Source organism: Asticcacaulis sp., from assembly GCF_047605585.1.
Lineage (GTDB): Bacteria > Pseudomonadota > Alphaproteobacteria > Caulobacterales > Caulobacteraceae > Asticcacaulis.
Genome location: NZ_JASGFK010000014.1, coordinates 30,344 through 46,512, shown reverse-complemented (window position 1 = coordinate 46,512; position 16,169 = coordinate 30,344). Strand labels below are relative to the sequence as shown.

The window sequence follows — 16,169 nt, the reverse complement described above, 5'->3', positions numbered from 1 at the left end:
CCATGCCCCTTTCCCGTCGCCAGATGATCGCCACCGCCTCCGGTCTGCTCGCCGCTTCATCCGCTGTCACATCTTCAGCCAAGACGGCCGCTTCAGGTTTCACCTTCCCAAAGGATTTCCTCTGGGGCGCCGCCACGGCCGGGCATCAGGTGGAAGGCAATAACGTCAATTCCGACATGTGGTTTCTGGAGCACCTGAAAAAGACTCCCTTCAAGGAACCTTCCGGCGATGCCTGCGATCACTACCACCTCTACGATCAGGATATCGCCATGCTGGCGAAGCTGGGCCTCAAGGCTTACCGTTTCTCGCTGGAATGGGCCCGGATTGAACCGGCCAAGGGCGAGTTTTCCGCCGCTGAAATGAACCACTATGTCCAGGTGGCGAAGACCTGCCTCAAATATGGCGTCAAGCCCGTCGTCACCTATAACCACTACTCCGTGCCGGTCTGGTTCGCGGCACAGGGCGGTTTCGAAAATCCGGAGTCGGTCGACCTGTTCGCGCGTTTCTGCGACTACGCAACCAAGGCCATCGGCCCCTATACGGCTTTGGCCGCCACCTTCAACGAGCCGCAGCTGGGCATCGTCCTGCACTGGATGCTGCCGGACTTCGTCGTCGCCGGCATGAAAGAAGCCATGGCCGATGCCGCCAAAGCCGCCGCATCGGACCGCTTCGCCAGCATCCAGTTCGCCGACCAGGACAAGATGCTGCCAAACCTGCTGGCCGCCCACCAGAAGGGCTATGAAGCGATCAAGGCCGGGCCGGGCGATTTCCCGGTCGGTGTCACGCTCGCTGTGCATGATGTGCAGGCTGTCGGCGAAAACAGCCGCGCCGAAGAATTCCGCCAGTCCGCCTATGGTCCGTGGCTTGATATCGCAAAGACCCATAGCGACTTCGTCGGCGTGCAGAACTACAGCCGTATGCGCATCGACGCCAAGGGGCCGATGCATCCCGAAGCAGGCGTCGAGCTGAACCAGCAAGGCGAGGAAATCTGGCCAGACTCACTGGAAGGCGCCATCCGCTACGTCTACGCCCAAAGCGGCAAGCCGATCTATGTCACCGAAAACGGCCTGGCGACCGAGAACGATGCGCAGCGCGTCGCCTATATTCCGCGCGTCGTGCAGGGTGTGGCCAACTGCCTGAAAGACGGCGTACCCGTGAAGTCCTACATCCACTGGTCGCTGATGGATAATTTCGAGTGGGTTTCCGGTTACGGCCCGAAGCTCGGCATCGTCGCCGTCGATCGCGCTACGCAGAAGCGCACCGTAAAGCCCAGCGCCGTTGTGCTCGGCAATATCGCGAAAGCCAATAAAATCTAGGGAGGATTTCATGCCGCGTTTCAAGAGTGCGTTGTTTGCTGCCTGCCTTCTGGCTCTGCCGGCCACAGCTTTTGCCGGTGATCCCGGACTGGACGCCTTCATGGCCATCTTCAAGGCGCACCCACCCCAGCCGGTGGCTGCGCCCGATATAAAGGCCATTCCACTCTCCAACACCGGATCGCCCGATACCACCCAGTGGGAGATCATGGAGGGCTACCGCACCGCGCGTAATGTCACGCAACCCGCGCTTTATCCCGTCCTGCCCGCCACCGGCACCGCCAATGGCACAGCTGTTATCATCGCGCCCGGCGGCGCCTTCCTGACCCTGGCCTTCGATACCGAAGGCATGGAGGTGGCCAAATATCTGGCGGCGCGCGGCATTACCTGCTTCGTCCTGACCTATCGTGTCGATCAAACCCCGCGCGATATAGACGGTCTGGCCGCCGCCATCGCCAACCGTGTCGGTAAGGCGCCCGCGAAAATGACCCATGGCGATATCCCGGCCGCGTCCGAAGCGCCCGCCCTGGCGGATGGTTTAGCTGCCATGACCTACGTGCGCAGCCATGCCGCCGACTATGGTATCGACGCGAAAAAGATCGGCTTCATGGGCTTTTCCGCCGGCGGTATGGAGACGATGAACGTCGCCACCCGTTATGACGCCGCCACACGCCCCGATTTCATCGGCGTCATCTACGGCGCCATGCATGACGTGCTGCCGCCCGCCGATGCGCCGCCGGCCTTTATCGCCGTCGCCGCCGACGATCCGCTGCTCGGCTATGCCAGCGTGCCGATCTTCGATGCCTGGCGTGAAGCCGGCAAGTCCGCCGAACTGCATATCTATGCCCACGGCGGCCACGGCTTCGGTATGCGCAAGGTCGGCACCAGCGCTGAGCACTGGATCGACGACTATTATAACTGGCTTATCGCCGAACACCTGACTACGGTCCGATAAGCATACGCAAGATGCGCCCAGCCCCAGTCAGTAAAAAAGGCCGCCGGACGTTTCTTCGCGGTGCCGTAGCGGCAGCGGGCGCTGTCGCGACCCGCTGCCTTGCAGGCCCGGTCAGTGCACCGAGGTATCGCCTGATCGTCGACAATGATCTCGCCGGTGATCCGGACGGAACGGTCGCGCTGGTCCACCAGTTGTTGTCTCCAACCGCACAGGTGTCGCTGATCACCACGTCGGCGCTGGATTCCGGACTTGCCCGTATGGCTGGCCTTGCCCACCCGGATCAGACGGCCGCGTCCGGCGCCGGCCGGGCCAACGAAATCGTCAACCGGATTAGGCCCAGGGTCGTGCCGAAGATTGTCGCGGGCGCGGAAACCTTCGGTGTTTCCGATGGCCAGATATCGGCCGCCGCCGAAGCGATCGTTGCCGAAGCGAACCGGGCCGACCCATTGCCGCTATATCTGACATGCGGCGGCCCGCTAACAAACATCGCGGCCGCGCTTAGACGAGACCCATCGATCGCCAGCCGGATGACACTTATCTGGATCGGCGGCTGTGCCTATCCCGAGGGTGGCGCGGAATACAATCTCATGACCGATCCGGCCGCCGCCCGTCAGGTGATCGAACAATCGCAAGTACCTCTCTGGCAAGTGCCGGAAGCGGCTTACAAGCAGGTCACCATTGCGTTTTCAGAACTGGAACAGGTCGCGGATCAGGGGCTGGCGCAATGGACCTATGACCGGCTGATCGACATTCCGCCATTTGTGAAACTCGATGGCGCACGCAGCCTGGGCGACAGCGCCATGGTGCTTCTGACCGCCTTGTCACCCGATGCCGGGCGTTTTCAGGAGATCCCTGCACGTCAGTTGTTGACCGAAGGCCAGTATGGCGCGCCGATCCCTGGCAGAACACTTCGCGTCTATGACGCCCTCGATGGCGATCTGGTCATCCGGGATTTTCTGGCGCGTCTCCAATTATTTGACCATAACAAGACACAGCGAGGAAACAGCTATGGACACTGAACATAGTGCCGGTAACGTCGCCCAGGGCATTCTGCTCTGCCTGCTCTCCACTCTTTCCGTGGCGGCGGCCCTGTTGATCGCACCGGTCCTGCCGGCCATCACTGCCGCCTTCGCCAGCGATCCTCAGGCGGAAATGAAAAGCATCCTGGCCCTGGCCGTGCCGGCGCTTGTGGTGGCCGTCACCGCCCCCTTCGCCGGCTGGCTGGTCGATCGCGCCGGCCGCAAAGGCATATTGCTGGCCTCGCTCGTTCTCTACCTGTTTTGCGGCCTGGCGCCCTTTGTACTGACCAGTCTCGATCACATCATCCTGTCGCGCATCGGAGTCGGGCTGGCGGAATCAGGCTTCATGACAGCTTCGACGACCCTGATCGGCGACTATTTCAAGGGCGCCCGGCGCGAACACTGGCTGGTTGTCCAGACCAGCACAGCCTCGGTCGCCGCCGTGGTGCTGACGGCCGTGGGCGGTCTGCTCGGCCAGTTCGGCTGGCGCGCGCCCTTCTCCGTCTACGGCCTAGCCTTGCTGTTCATTCCGCTGGTCATGCTTCTGGTCCGGGAGCCGAAGCACCAGCCGGATCACACTGCGCCGATCCAGTTCCCACTGGGCAGCGTCCTGCCGCTCTATGTCATCGGCCTCTTCGCCGCCATCCTGTTCTTTATCGTCCCCATCCAGACGCCTTTCCTGCTGACCGAACGCGGCATGGGTTCGACCCAGCTGATCGGCCTGACGAGTGCGGCCGGCGGCGTGGCCGTACCGATCGGCGGACTGATCTTCAAGGCCCTGTCGCGCTGGAAGCTGTCGCAGCACCTGCTGCTGGCCTTCGTGCTGATCGCCATCGGCCTGGCCCTGTTCGTCGGTGACGGCCGCTATGCCATGACCTGCGCCGGCATCGTCATCACCGGGCTAGGCTGCGGCATCACATTGCCGGCCGTCCTGACCGCCATCATGTCGCGCCTCAGCTTCGAACAGCGCGGTGCGGGCACCGGTGGCTGGCAGACGGCCTTCTTCCTTGGCAATTTCGTCAGCCCGGTATTGATCCTTGGTCTGTCGAACCCGCTGCATGGCCTGAGCTCTACCCTGCTGGTACTGGCCGGCGTTAGTGGCGCTGCCGCCGTGCTGGCCCTGATTTTGGCCCTCATCCCACGCCGTCGCGTCGCACCTGTTTGAAATCGGAATAGCTGCCATCATTCCAAGTGATTTGATGTGGTAAATCCTGATATGTAGGTTACGGTATCAATAATTGGTCATTCAAGTGACCGTCAGGGATGGAAATACCGATGACTACGCAAACCGCTATGCGCACCTTCAAGGCTCTTCTTCTGGCATCCGTATTCCTTGTGCCAGCGGCCCCTGTGACGGCCGCCGCGCCCGACCCCGTTGCCGCCGGCTTCGCCAATCCGCCGCAGAGTACCCGCCCACGGGTCTGGTGGCACTGGATGAACGGCAACATTACCAAGGAAGGCATCCAGAAGGACCTCGACTGGATGTCGCATGTCGGCATCGGCGGCGCCCAGACCTTCGACGTCAATCTGATGACACCACAGGTGGTGGAAAAGCGCCTGGCCTATATGACGCCGGAATGGGACGACGCCTTCCGCTTCGCCGCTGAAACCGCCGACCAGAAGAACCTGGAACTCGGCATCGCCGCCTCGCCCGGCTGGAGCGAAAGCGGCGGCCCCTGGGTGCAGCCGAAGGACGGCATGAAGAAGGTGGTGTGGAGCGAAACCGTCGTTACCGGCGGCAAGACGCTGAAAGTTCAGCTGCCGGCCCTGCCGCGCATGACCGGCCCCTACCAGGCTATGCCCAAACTGGCCGAGATCATGGGGCCAGTCCCCGATCCGGACGCTGCACCCAAGTTCGGAGGCGAGATCGGCGTCTATGCCTGGCCGGTGACGGAAAACGGCCTGCCCCTACCCGTCCTCCGCGCCGGCGACGCCATGTTGGATGCCCAGGCGCTGACCCGCATCGGCGTGCCGGCCGACCTTCCGACGCTCAACGCGGACAAGCCGGTGATCATCGCGATCGACTATGCAAAGCCACAGACCGTGCGTTCACTGACCGTCTATTTCCCCGGCGCGGCTTCCACCTTTGATCCGGCCGGCTTTACCCCTGTGCTTGAAGCCAGTGCGGACGGCCAGACCTGGAAAAAACTGGCCGACATCACCCTGAGCCAGATCCCCAGCACGGTTGGGTTCGCCGCCGTGACCGCCGCGCATTTCCGCCTCGTCCTGACGCAGAAGCCAGCGGAGGGCCCGCCGCTGTTCCTGCCCCTGCCCGGCGCCGACATGGGCCCGATGGCCAGTTTCGGCCAACCCGCGCCCCTGCGCGTGGCCCAGTTGGCCCTGTCGGACCAGGCCGCCGTCAACCAGTTCCAGGCCAAGGCGGGCTTCGCCACGGCGAACGACTATTACGCCCTCGACGCCAACACAGATCCCGCCGAGGCCGGTGTGGCGACCGCCTCCGTCATCGACCTGACCGGCAAGGTGTCGGCCGACGGTACCCTGAACTGGACCCCGCCGAAGGGCCAATGGAAGATCGTGCGCATGGGCTGGTCGCTGACCGGCATCGAAAACCATCCGGCCACCGCCGAAGCGACCGGCCTTGAGGTCGACAAGTACGATCCGGTGGCCGTGCGCAGCTATATCGAAACCTATCTGGCCGGCTATGAAAAGGCCGCCGGCAAGGACCTGATTGGCGCCCACGGTGTGCGCGCCATGGTGACGGACTCCACCGAAGTGGGTTCTTCCAACTGGACACCAGCCTTCCTGGACGATTTCAAACGCCTGCGCGGCTATGACGCCCGCCCCTGGTTGCCTGCCCTGACAGGCGCCCTGATCGGCACCCGCGCCCAGACCGACGCCTTCCTCTATGACTACCGCCGCACCCTGGCCGACCTGATGGCTGACGCCCATTACGGCACCATCGCCGATGTCGCCCACGCTCACGGCCTGACCCTATATGGCGAGGCGCTGGAAAGCTCGCGCGTCACCCTGGGCGACGATATGGCCATGCGCAGCCACGCCGATATTCCGATGTCGGCCATGTGGACCTACCGTCCGCAATTCGGCCCCACCGCCGTGGCGATCGCCGACATGAAGGGCGCGGCCTCGGTCTCGCATATCTACGGCCAGAACCTCGTGGCGGCCGAATCCCTGACCAGCGCGTTCGCCCCCTGGGCCTTCGCGCCTTCCGATCTGCGCCCGATGATCGATCTGGAATTCGCCAGCGGGGTCAATCGCCCGGTCATCCATACCTCGGTCCATCAGCCGCTCGGCGATGACAAGAAACCCGGCCTGTCGCTGATGATCTTCGGTCAGTATTTCAATCGCAATGATACCTGGGCCGGCATGGCGAAGCCGTGGGTGGATTATATCTCACGCAATGCCTACATGCTCCAGCAGGGCCGCAACTATGCCGACGTCGCCTATTTCTACGGCGAGGAAGCGCCGCTGGTGACGCTTTATCACAACCACACGCCGGCCGATGCGCCGAAATCCTACGCCTATGATTTCGTCAATGCCGATGCGCTGATAGACAAGCTATCGGTGAAAGGCCAAGACTTGGTGGCGGAAAGCGGCGCGCAGTACCGTGTGCTCTATCTTGGTGGCACCAGTGCGCGCATGACACTTCCCACCCTGCGCAAGATCGCCGCCCTGGCCGAGGCCGGCGCCACGATTGTGGGCCAGGCACCGACGGGTTCTCCGTCCCTGAATGACGATCCGGCTGAATATGCCGCCTTGGTCAAACGCATGTGGGCCGGAAGCGCGGTCACACAGATCGGTCAGGGCCAGGTTATTGCCTCTAGTGATGTCGAGGGCACGCTGGCCAGCATCGGACAGACGCCGGACTTCGCCCATTCCGGCAAGGACCAGATTCTGTTCGTTCACCGTCGCGTGGCCGATGGTGATCTCTACTATGTCAATAACCGCGAAAATGCAGCAGTGAGTACCGAAGCGCGCTTCCATGTCAGTGGCAAGACGCCGGAACTATGGCATGCCGACACTGGCCAGAGTGAACCGGTCAGCTATCGCATCGATGGCGATAGCACGATCGTGCCGCTCGACCTCCTGGCACAAGAGTCCGTCTTCGTCGTCTTCCGCGAAACGGCGAAGACGCAATCCGCCACGGTGACGCCCGCCGCATGGCATCCGATTGCCGATCTCGGAAAGAGCTGGAAAATGAGCTTCGATGGTCTGGCAGCCCCGTCACCTATCGTCAATGGCGCGCTCGGTTCGCTGAGCGAAAACACTGATCCGGCAGTCAAATACTTCTCCGGCACCACATCCTACCACACTACGCTTACCCTGCCGAAGGGCGTGAAACCCGACGCACCGCTGAAGCTTGACCTGGGCACGGTCGGTGACGTGGCGGAAGTCTATGTCAACGGCCAGTTGGCAGGCACGGTCTGGAAGGCACCCTACAGTGTCGCGATCGGCGCTTTCGTGAAAAAGGGTGCGAATGATATCGAGATCCGTGTCGCCAACCTTTGGGTCAATCGCCTGATCGGTGATGCCCAGCCCGGTGCGCAAAAGGTCACCTTCACGGCAGCGCCTACCTATACCGCGGATGCCCCCATGCGCGCGGCAGGATTGATCGGGCCGGTGAGGCTTCTGACAACCAGTCCGTGACAACTACTCAATTGCTGAAACAGAAAAGCGCGTCGATGTCTCGACGCGCTTTCGCCCTTGTGTGATCTCTGTTCGCTATTTTGTCAGGCATCTGTCCTGTCGTCAGGCTGATGACCTTAAAGCGGTCCATCGACTGAGGACCGTCAAACAGGAGCGACGACCAGGTCCGCCGCCTCAACCTCACAGTCGCGACCTGCGTGATGAAGCCTTCCCTTCAGGCTGTTTCTGTATTCATCCATATCAGCAATCGCGCGGCGTGCCACACCCGAGGCAACTGCGGCTTGAGCGACGAACGGCGGTACATACCAAATTAAGCGCGGATCAAAGGGCGAAGGAATGATGTAGTCTCGCCCAAAGCTCAGGGCAGCCAGTCCGTGCGCCTGGGCCACTTCCATGGGCACCACTTCTTTAGCCAACTGTGCAATGGCGTGTACAGCCGCCAGTTTCATCTCGTGATTCACGCATTTCGCGCGAACGTCGAGGGCACCGCGAAAGATATAGGGGAAACCGAGCACATTGTTGACCTGGTTTGGGTAGTCTGACCGTCCCGTAGCCACGATAGCATCCGAGCGCACACTTTTGACTTCCTCGGGTGTGATTTCCGGGTCGGGATTTGCCATGGCGAAAATTATGGGATCGTTGGCCATACTGGCCACCATTTCCGGTGTTAGTACGCCCTTGCCTGAAAGGCCGAAGAACACGTCGGCTCCGGCCACGGCTTCAGCAAGTGTCCGATGATCCGTATCGGTGGCATGCTCTGCCTTCCACTGGTCGACACCATCCCGGCCACGCCAAACGACACCGCGGCTGTCGACAACCGTGGTGTTTTCATGGCGGACACCCAGCGCTTTCACCAGGCTGAGCGAAGACAGGCCCGCTGCACCCGCACCACTCAACACAAGGCGGATATCTTCGATTTTCTTGCCGGTTATCTCCAGTGCGTTAAGCAAGCCTGCAGCTGCGATGATTGCCGTGCCATGCTGGTCATCGTGAAAGATCGGGATATCAGCCAGGTCCTGCAAGGACTTCTCAATAATGTAGCATTCGGGGGCTTTGATATCTTCCAGATTGATACCACCGAACCCTGCCGTGATGTTTTTCACCACAGTGATGAACTCATCCGGATCTTGCGTCTCGACCTCGATGTCGAAGCTGTCGATATCGGCAAAGCGTTTAAAGAGTACGGCCTTGCCCTCCATCACCGGCTTTGAAGCCAGAGCGCCGAGATTTCCCAATCCAAGAACGGCCGTACCGTTGGAGATCACAGCCACCATATTGCCCTTGGCCGTATAATCGTATGCCGTTTCCGGACGCTCACGGATCGCCAGGCAGGGCCAGGCAACCCCAGGTGAATAGGCCAGCGACAAATCCTCGGCGGTGGCCATTGGCTTTGTCGGCGCCAGGCTGATCTTGCCGGGCTGAGGATTTTGATGGAAATCGAAAGCATTGCGCGCCTCGGGCGCATTGAAAGTATCTGGCATTGGCACTGGCATTCCCATGGGCACGTTCGTGTCGTGCCGCTTTTGCATCGGGACAGCAAAACGCTTCCCTTATTGCCCAGCTTATAGCGCCTCTCCTCCGGCAGATGGACGGGTTTTTACCGTTTCAAGCTATCGGTCCCTCCAATAGCTAAAAAAAAGCCGCGCTCATCGGCGCGGCCAGTCATAGGGAGGAAACGCCCAGGGAGGGCCGCGCGGTAACATCAAATGCCTGCGCGTGACTTTAAAATATGCTGCATATGCGTTCAGCACAAGGGTTTGACGCTATTGTCTTTTTCGATAGCTCTCATCACCGCGGGCGAAGGCCCCACTGTTTCGCCCCTGTCCTGTCGCGCGCAAACCCAGGCAGGCATAAATCGGATAGACCGACAGCTCCGCCATCTGCTTTAACCCCTTCCACCAGAGACCCAGCATGATCGCTCCCGATTAATTTGGCGCGCTTGCGGCGCCGAGCGCCCGATAGCCGGCGATATCGGGCACGTGGGTGGTGCAGCCACCATCGCACACGATCAACTGGCCGTTCATATTAATCGCGGCGTCCGAAGCCAGCCAGGCGACGCTCTCCGCCAGATCTTCCGGTTCCCCCAAACGATCGCGCAAGGTTTCCTTCTCGACCAGATGTCGTACAACCTCGGGAAACACCTTGGCCACCTGCGGAGTCAGAGTGAGACCGGGTGCTAAACTATTGCAGCGTACGCCCTGTGGCCCATAGGCGGCGGCGATGCAGCGCGTCAGCTGGATGACGGCAGATTTTGAGGAGGAATAAGCGTTTTGGACAATATGGCCCTGAAGCGCCAGTGACGACACCATGTTAATAATCGAACCGCCGCCCTGCTTAAGCATATGGGGCAAAGCTTCGCGACAGGCGATCATGGTGCCGCGGACATTGACCCGGAATGTGCGGTCCCAAACCTCGGTCAGCATGGTGGCGATGTCGTGGTCACGGCCAGCGGTTTCCGGGGACAGGTCGGCGGCATTGTTATGAAGGATATCCAGGCGTCCGTAGTGGCTGACGGTTTGCTTGATCAGACGCTGAATAGCCACCTCGTCCCCCAGGTCCACGGCAGCGGCCAGGGCACCGGGTAGCTCGCCCGCCAGGGCTTCGGCCCGCGCCAGATCGAGGTCTGCGATCACCAGCCGCGCGCCACGTTGCGCCATCAGCCGGGCCGTGGCGGAACCCAGGCCGCCGGCCGCACCAGTGATGATAGCCACCTTGTTTTCGAGCGATAATCTGCCAAGCATCGGAACTCCTAATCAGAAAGAAAGCCCGTCTTCGCGGGGGGGATGCGAAGACGGGCAACACAACGGTCACTGAGGGGGTATGATGGGGTGACCGGCTTATTTGGAAACAGGTTCCAAATTCAGTCGATGGCGGATTGATCCGCCGGTTGCAGCCAGGCACGAAACCGGGCCATGCGGGCCTCCGAGATCCGCTCTATATCGGTGGCGCTGGTCGCATCCGAAGTGGCTTCAGCAATCGGAAACATGGCACCGGCAAAGCCCAGGGCGGTCATGGCCAGGCCGGAAAACAGGATTTCCAACGTAAAGGTCGAGGTGAGAAAACGATCCATGTCAGCCTCCAAGGCGATGAAGCGGGAAAATTATTTCAGGCGCGACTGAACCTGGGCGATGGCTTTGACCGCACAGGCTTCATCCGCTTCACTGGGCTCGGCCCCGCTTACGCCAATCGCACCAATAATCTCATCGCCAACCTTTATCGGCACGCCCCCCGCCCAACTGACCATATTGGGATCCGCCTGGACTTCAGCCGCGAATTTAGGATCGCTGGCGGCTCTCGCATGGACTTCGGAGGTTGCAATCTTGAAATGCAGGGCGGCATTCGCCTTACGGAAGCCCGTATAGGCATGTGAACCGGCTGTGCCGTCCGTGACATAGTAAAGCTTAGGCAGACCGTCCGCATCGATAATGCTGACGCCGATATGTTGGGGAGCACAGGCTTTCACCGCCGCTTGCGCCATTTCGACGGCCAGATCGATACTCGGTCCGCGCGACAGTTTATCGGGTGGACGGGGCCCAACCGGAAAGCCGCCCGCCGGCATGGCGGGTGCCGGAGGGCCATTATAAGCCGCATTCGGTGCCGTCGGCGCAGGTGTCTGTGCAAGAACCGCACCTGCGCATGCCGCGCCTATGGCTATTGACAGGCCTATGACTGATTTTCGCACAACCACGTTTCCACTCTGATTTGGAATTTCGCTGGCCAATTTTGGCCAGCGAAATCATTGAGACGATTAGAAGCTTTTGCTCAGACGTACGCCGACATAGCGGTGATAGTCGCGCGCCGGCTGGGCAATGACAGCATTATTGGTGCCCCAGATGCCTGCGAAGAAATCTTCCAGATTGGTGACATAGTACTGGTCGGTGACGTTGTTGACGAAAAGCGTGATGGCATAATCATTGACCTTGCTATGAGCGGTCAGCGACAGGTTCAGGATACCGAACGCGTCCTGCACGGTTTCGGGATTCTGGTTGGCCTGCATATTGGCCTTGGCGCGCCAGGCATATGTGCCGCTGAAATCATAGTCGAACGGGCCGCTCGCCATGTCGAAGCGTTTGTCGAAGCCCAGAGTAAATTTGGTCTTTGGGGAATCCGGCATCGGTTTACCGGAGAGGTCCTGTCCTTGACTCAGCACCGTTGTGCCGTCCGTATCGTAGACTGTTATACATCCCGTAGCAGTCGTCTGAGAGTTATAGCAGGGCGCACCTGTGTATGAGAGGAACTTTGCGTCGATAAAGGCGGCGCTGAGATTGAAGGTCAGGCCTTGTGCCGCTCGCCATGATGTGTCGATTTCCAGCCCTTCGGTCTGGGCTTCGGCGGCATTGGACAGGATTAGCGGCGTAGGCCAGGCAGCGCCGGTATCGAAGACCTGAATCTGGTAGTTCTTGTATTGGGTGTGGAACAGGGACGCATCGAAGGTCACCTTGCGATCAAAATAGCTGCCCTTGGTGCCCAGTTCGAAATGGTTGATTGTTTCCGGATTAACCGGATCGAGCGTCGCATCTGAGGTCAGTTGCTGGGCAGTATTGTAGGCAAAGGGCTTGTAGCCACGCGAATAGGTCAGATAGGCCTGGGAATTCGCACCGAATTTTTTCTGTAGGGTAATATCGCCAACAGTGGTCGTGGCCTTGTGTGAACCGGCGGAATAGAAGGCGCCCGCAGCGTTATTCGCAGTTTGGTCGATGATGTAGGACACATTGTCCCAGTTGAAACGCAGGCCGGTGATGAGCTTCCAGTCGTCGGTCAGGCTGTAGGTGCCGCGGCCATAAAGTCCGAGCGTTTTGACGTCGGAGGTTTCGGTATTGATAAGGGGATTGGCGACCCAGGTCCGGTTGTTATCCGAAACCACCTTGGTGTCGGACCAGAACAGGCCAGCGACAAAGTTGAAACGGCGGTCAACGGGCGAGGCGATCTTGAACTCCTGAGAGGCCGTCTGAATATCGTTAGTGATCTCCTGGTAATTGCCGAAGTGAAGCGCGGCATCGATCACCGCCTGCGGAACGCCATTAGCAAGCAAAAGATTATCGAAGAAATATGTCGCAACGATCGGCACGTCCTGCTTGTTGTACTGGGTTTCATGCTGAACCGCTGTGGTCGAGGATAGTGTATACTCACCGACCTTCCAGTCGACATTGAGGGACACATCGTTGTCATGGATGCGTGAACGCGCCCCGGAGATCGAATTGTACTTAGTATTTTTGAAATCCGTCGGGTCATAACCCGCCAGGAGCACATCCTGCGACAGGAAGGGCGCGTCTATACCGAAGATGGTCGCCCCTGGCGTGACGTAGTTATAAACGAAGTTGTTGCCTGACGAATACATGTAGCTCGAGCGCGCCGACAACATGATATCGAGATCCTCGGTCGGCTGGATCAGCACCTTTCCGCGCACGCCCGCCGAATTGGTGGCCGTATATTTGCCGGTCGCCAGGTTCTGCATCGGATATTGTGTGTGATCACCATAGGCCGACAGGCTGCCGGCCACCTTATCGCCCATGGGGCCGGTCACGAACATTTCCGCCCGTTGCTGATTGTCGTCAGTGCCCATAACACTGACATCGCCGCCTGCCACCTGACTGGGCCGCCGTGTAACAATATTGATGACGCCGGCCGACGCGGCGCGCCCGCCGAGCGTTGATTGCGGACCTTTCAGCACTTCTACACGCGCAATATCGGACAGCTGATTGGCCGCCATGGAGTCAGAAGATGTCGGTACGCCGTCGATCAGCACCGCGACACCAGACGTCAGACCGACCGTCCCTTCGTTCGCAGAGGTCGAGACCCCACGCATCGCCATGGGTACGCGTCCATTGAACGACCCCTTCAACTGAACCGAAGGCACGATCTTGTTCAGATCGGAAATGTCGGTGGCATTGGATTTGGTCAAGGCGCTGGTGTCGACAACCGAGGCCGACACGGCGATATCCTTCAGTTTTTCGGTTCGTTTTTGCGCAGTTACGATGACTTCGACGATCTCGTCCGAAGATTTGGCTTTTTCCTGGGCGTGCGCCACCGGCGCCAGAAGCGTCGCAACGGCGCCACAAAGGATCGTGGTGCTGATAAGTCGAACTTTGCTTGTAATCTTACACATGTCTAATTCCCTGCTTTTATAATCCGCTGCCAGATAGCGCGGTTTTTGTTTTTTGAGCTTGCCGTTGCGGCTGAAATCGTCAAATCCACAACAGCGATACGCGAAATCAATCGCATCAATATCGCTGTCATGCATTTGATTTATATATATATTTTCTAATTACAGTCTCGCGGCCGCCTCCGTACCGGCATGCGAAATCATTGGATGATGATAAATTTAGCGCACTCTAGTCCTGAGCCTTCTGTCCCAAATCCCTGAAAAGGAAGGTGATTAAAAACCAAATCTTGGCGGGGGTAAGCAGTTTCAACGCCGACCGGGCTTCAGCCGGTGTGAGTCGCGCTGACATGGGCATGGCGCCGAAGATTTTACCCTTGATGACCAGGACATTGCCCTCATTCTCCAGGGCCCGGACACGCATGAGCTCTTTATCGGAATTGTCGTAGATAATCATTAGCCTGCCTTCTTGTTCAGCCAGCCGAACAACCCTTTCGCTTTCGGCACGGTGAGGGTTTCAACCGAACGGTTCTTGATCGACTTGTCAAAATCCATATCGAGATCGTCGAAGATGCGAATAGCGGTTGCGCGTCCGGCGCCATAAACCCCACCGCCCGGATGCATGAACGGCCCGGTCAGATAGAGCCCGTCCACGCCCGGCACCGCAAACTGCGCCAGGTCCGGCGTCGGCCTGTGGCCACCCTGCTGAAACTGGTAAGGGGCCACGCCATGGAGATCGCCCTTGTACATCGAATTGGGCGATGACCGCTCCAGATCCAGTGGCGAATAGACGCTGCGGGCGATGATATTGTCCGAGGTCAGGTTCGATACGAAATGCCGGTAGGACTGGAGATTACCATCGGCCCACTCCTCCTTGTACTCGTCCCAGTAACTGGCGGGCTTACCCTGCATTTCATAGGGTGCAAACGAGATCGAATGGAACATGCCGGCGCCCGGCGGCACGCGCGTTTTGTCATTGATGCTCTCATCACCGCCCGCCAAAAGGCGGCGTTTGGGGACCCGGCCCCGCGCCACATCGTGGAAATCATCGATCATTTCGCCAAAATTGTCCGTGCCCATGAATTCCAGCATGGTCGCCTTGCCTACCTCGGGATCGCAGTAGTATTCCGCGTTCTTCTTCAGGTCGTAGTGCGACACGCAGATTGAGAACGGCGCCATGACTGTACGTTCGGCACGATGCAGGATCGGCTCGGGCGTCTCGACCACGAATTGGCGCAGCTTGTGCGGATGAATGGCGCCGATGACGCAGTCGCGGGCTAGGAACTCTTCGCCGTCTTCCATGCGTACGCCCGACGCCTTACCGCCGGAGACAATGACCTTGGCCACCTCTTGATTACAGCGCACCTCGCCGCCGTAATATTCGAGGCAGCGCACCAAAGCATCGGACAGCTTGCCTGAACCGCCAACCGGCTGTGAGACCCCATAGGTATGGATGATACCCGGCATCAGGAAGAAGCCCATCCCGGTGCCCAGTTCATCCGGCATTTGGAGGTTTTCCGAAACCAGCCGGACCAAGTGGATTTTCATCTTGTCGGATTCGAACAGTTCGTCCGCCAACTGGACCGACGACCGCGACATGGCATCGAACAGCTCACGGCCTTCATCAGACGAATCGAGCATGGCCGTCATAGCCCCCGTAGGGAACGGCGGCGAATAGAGACCGGAGACGATCATCGGTAGGACGGACATGCTTTTCAGCGCAAACCGGCGATAGGCCTCAGCGTCACGCTCTGACACCTTGGCAATGCTGGCGCAGGTCTTGTCCAGATCCCGATAGGTGAACATCGTGGACTGGTCTGGGAAGATAGTGGCGTGCGGTACGTCGGAATAATGATATTCCAGGCCGAATTGCGAAAACAGCCCCAGTTCGTCCTCGCGCAGGAGCGGATTGCCCTGGATCATGATATGCACGCTGGAATGCTCGTCATGCCAATAGCCCGGCGTGTTCAGTTCGCGGGTCGAGACGCCCCCGCCATAATAGGATTTGCGTTCAAGGACCAGCACACTCTTTCCGGCCTTGGCCAGATAGGCGGCGGCGGTCAGGCCATTGTGGCCGGCGCCGATGACGACGACGTCGTAAGTCTTACCCATGCGTAACCTCCGATAATTTTCAGGCAGGATACAGGGGCGAGAAA

12 protein-coding genes and 1 pseudogene are annotated in these 16,169 nt (G+C 59.6%); 5 read left to right on the top strand and 8 right to left on the bottom strand.

The features are described 5' to 3' along the window. The first annotated feature begins 2 nt into the window (after positions 1 to 2). From QM647_RS19005 to QM647_RS18985, 5 genes are all read left to right on the top strand, one after another. The gene (locus QM647_RS19005) at positions 3 to 1,316 is read left to right on the top strand and encodes a glycoside hydrolase family 1 protein (protein WP_414997136.1); all 1,314 of its coding nucleotides are present in this window, start codon (positions 3 to 5) and stop codon (positions 1,314 to 1,316) included. Positions 1,317 to 1,326: 10 nt separating this feature from the next. Next, positions 1,327 to 2,268 (top strand): alpha/beta hydrolase, encoded by a 942-nt coding sequence (locus QM647_RS19000; protein WP_414997135.1) that lies wholly within the window; start codon positions 1,327 to 1,329, stop codon positions 2,266 to 2,268. A gap of 11 nt (positions 2,269 to 2,279) precedes the next feature. Next, positions 2,280 to 3,287 carry a nucleoside hydrolase gene (locus QM647_RS18995; RefSeq protein WP_414997134.1) on the top strand — a complete coding sequence of 336 codons (1,008 nt, stop codon included), beginning with the start codon at positions 2,280 to 2,282 and terminating at the stop codon, positions 3,285 to 3,287. Continuing rightward, positions 3,277 to 4,452: an MFS transporter gene (locus QM647_RS18990; protein ID WP_414997133.1), complete on the top strand. Its 1,176-nt coding sequence runs from the start codon at positions 3,277 to 3,279 to the stop codon at positions 4,450 to 4,452. The genes QM647_RS18995 and QM647_RS18990 overlap by 11 nt, the downstream gene beginning before the upstream one ends. 110 nt (positions 4,453 to 4,562) lie before the next feature. Next, positions 4,563 to 7,913 carry a glycosyl hydrolase gene (locus QM647_RS18985; RefSeq protein WP_414997132.1) on the top strand — a complete coding sequence of 1,117 codons (3,351 nt, stop codon included), beginning with the start codon at positions 4,563 to 4,565 and terminating at the stop codon, positions 7,911 to 7,913. Between the two features lie 203 nt (positions 7,914 to 8,116). On the opposite strand, the pseudogene QM647_RS18980 reads toward QM647_RS18985, so the two are convergent. The 8 genes and pseudogenes from QM647_RS18980 to QM647_RS18945 all read right to left on the bottom strand — a co-directional run. Beyond that, positions 8,117 to 9,394 (bottom strand): annotated as a pseudogene (locus tag QM647_RS18980) (malic enzyme-like NAD(P)-binding protein); the annotation flags it as partial. A gap of 282 nt (positions 9,395 to 9,676) precedes the next feature. Further along, the gene (locus tag QM647_RS18975; RefSeq protein ID WP_414997131.1) at positions 9,677 to 9,826 is read right to left on the bottom strand and encodes a hypothetical protein; all 150 of its coding nucleotides are present in this window, start codon (positions 9,824 to 9,826) and stop codon (positions 9,677 to 9,679) included. 12 nt (positions 9,827 to 9,838) lie between these two features. Beyond that, positions 9,839 to 10,654, bottom strand: a complete 816-nt coding sequence (locus QM647_RS18970; protein WP_414997130.1) for an SDR family NAD(P)-dependent oxidoreductase — start codon at positions 10,652 to 10,654, stop codon at positions 9,839 to 9,841. Positions 10,655 to 10,773: 119 nt separating this feature from the next. Next, entirely contained in the window at positions 10,774 to 10,983 is a 210-nt protein-coding gene (locus QM647_RS18965) for a hypothetical protein (RefSeq protein WP_414997129.1), read from the bottom strand. A gap of 30 nt (positions 10,984 to 11,013) precedes the next feature. After that, positions 11,014 to 11,472: a GlcG/HbpS family heme-binding protein gene (locus tag QM647_RS18960; protein ID WP_414997128.1), complete on the bottom strand. Its 459-nt coding sequence runs from the start codon at positions 11,470 to 11,472 to the stop codon at positions 11,014 to 11,016. Positions 11,473 to 11,661: 189 nt separating this feature from the next. Continuing rightward, the gene (locus tag QM647_RS18955) at positions 11,662 to 14,019 is read right to left on the bottom strand and encodes a TonB-dependent receptor (RefSeq protein WP_414997127.1); all 2,358 of its coding nucleotides are present in this window, start codon (positions 14,017 to 14,019) and stop codon (positions 11,662 to 11,664) included. Positions 14,020 to 14,245: 226 nt separating this feature from the next. Next, entirely contained in the window at positions 14,246 to 14,470 is a 225-nt protein-coding gene (locus tag QM647_RS18950) for a hypothetical protein (protein WP_414997126.1), read from the bottom strand. After that, on the bottom strand, positions 14,470 to 16,125 hold the full coding sequence (locus tag QM647_RS18945; RefSeq protein ID WP_414997125.1) for a phytoene desaturase family protein: 1,656 nt from the start codon (positions 16,123 to 16,125) through the stop codon (positions 14,470 to 14,472). The genes QM647_RS18950 and QM647_RS18945 overlap by 1 nt, the downstream gene beginning before the upstream one ends. Between the last annotated feature and the right edge of the window lie 44 nt (positions 16,126 to 16,169).

What these genes read in the sequence shown, in the direction of transcription:
- QM647_RS19000 (WP_414997135.1), top strand. Translation starts at nt 1,327, where the DNA reads ATGCCGCGTTTCAAGAGTGCGTTGTTTGCTGCCTGCCTTCTGGCTCTG.
- QM647_RS18995 (WP_414997134.1), top strand. Translation starts at nt 2,280, where the DNA reads ATGCGCCCAGCCCCAGTCAGTAAAAAAGGCCGCCGGACGTTTCTTCGC.
- QM647_RS18975 (WP_414997131.1), bottom strand. Translation starts at nt 9,826, where the DNA reads ATGCTGGGTCTCTGGTGGAAGGGGTTAAAGCAGATGGCGGAGCTGTCG.
- QM647_RS18990 (WP_414997133.1), top strand. Translation starts at nt 3,277, where the DNA reads ATGGACACTGAACATAGTGCCGGTAACGTCGCCCAGGGCATTCTGCTC.
- QM647_RS18955 (WP_414997127.1), bottom strand. Translation starts at nt 14,019, where the DNA reads ATGTGTAAGATTACAAGCAAAGTTCGACTTATCAGCACCACGATCCTT.
- QM647_RS18960 (WP_414997128.1), bottom strand. Translation starts at nt 11,472, where the DNA reads ATGCCGGCGGGCGGCTTTCCGGTTGGGCCCCGTCCACCCGATAAACTG.
- QM647_RS18945 (WP_414997125.1), bottom strand. Translation starts at nt 16,125, where the DNA reads ATGGGTAAGACTTACGACGTCGTCGTCATCGGCGCCGGCCACAATGGC.
- QM647_RS18970 (WP_414997130.1), bottom strand. Translation starts at nt 10,654, where the DNA reads ATGCTTGGCAGATTATCGCTCGAAAACAAGGTGGCTATCATCACTGGT.
- QM647_RS18985 (WP_414997132.1), top strand. Translation starts at nt 4,563, where the DNA reads ATGACTACGCAAACCGCTATGCGCACCTTCAAGGCTCTTCTTCTGGCA.
- QM647_RS19005 (WP_414997136.1), top strand. Translation starts at nt 3, where the DNA reads ATGCCCCTTTCCCGTCGCCAGATGATCGCCACCGCCTCCGGTCTGCTC.
- QM647_RS18965 (WP_414997129.1), bottom strand. Translation starts at nt 10,983, where the DNA reads ATGGATCGTTTTCTCACCTCGACCTTTACGTTGGAAATCCTGTTTTCC.
- QM647_RS18950 (WP_414997126.1), bottom strand. Translation starts at nt 14,470, where the DNA reads ATGATTATCTACGACAATTCCGATAAAGAGCTCATGCGTGTCCGGGCC.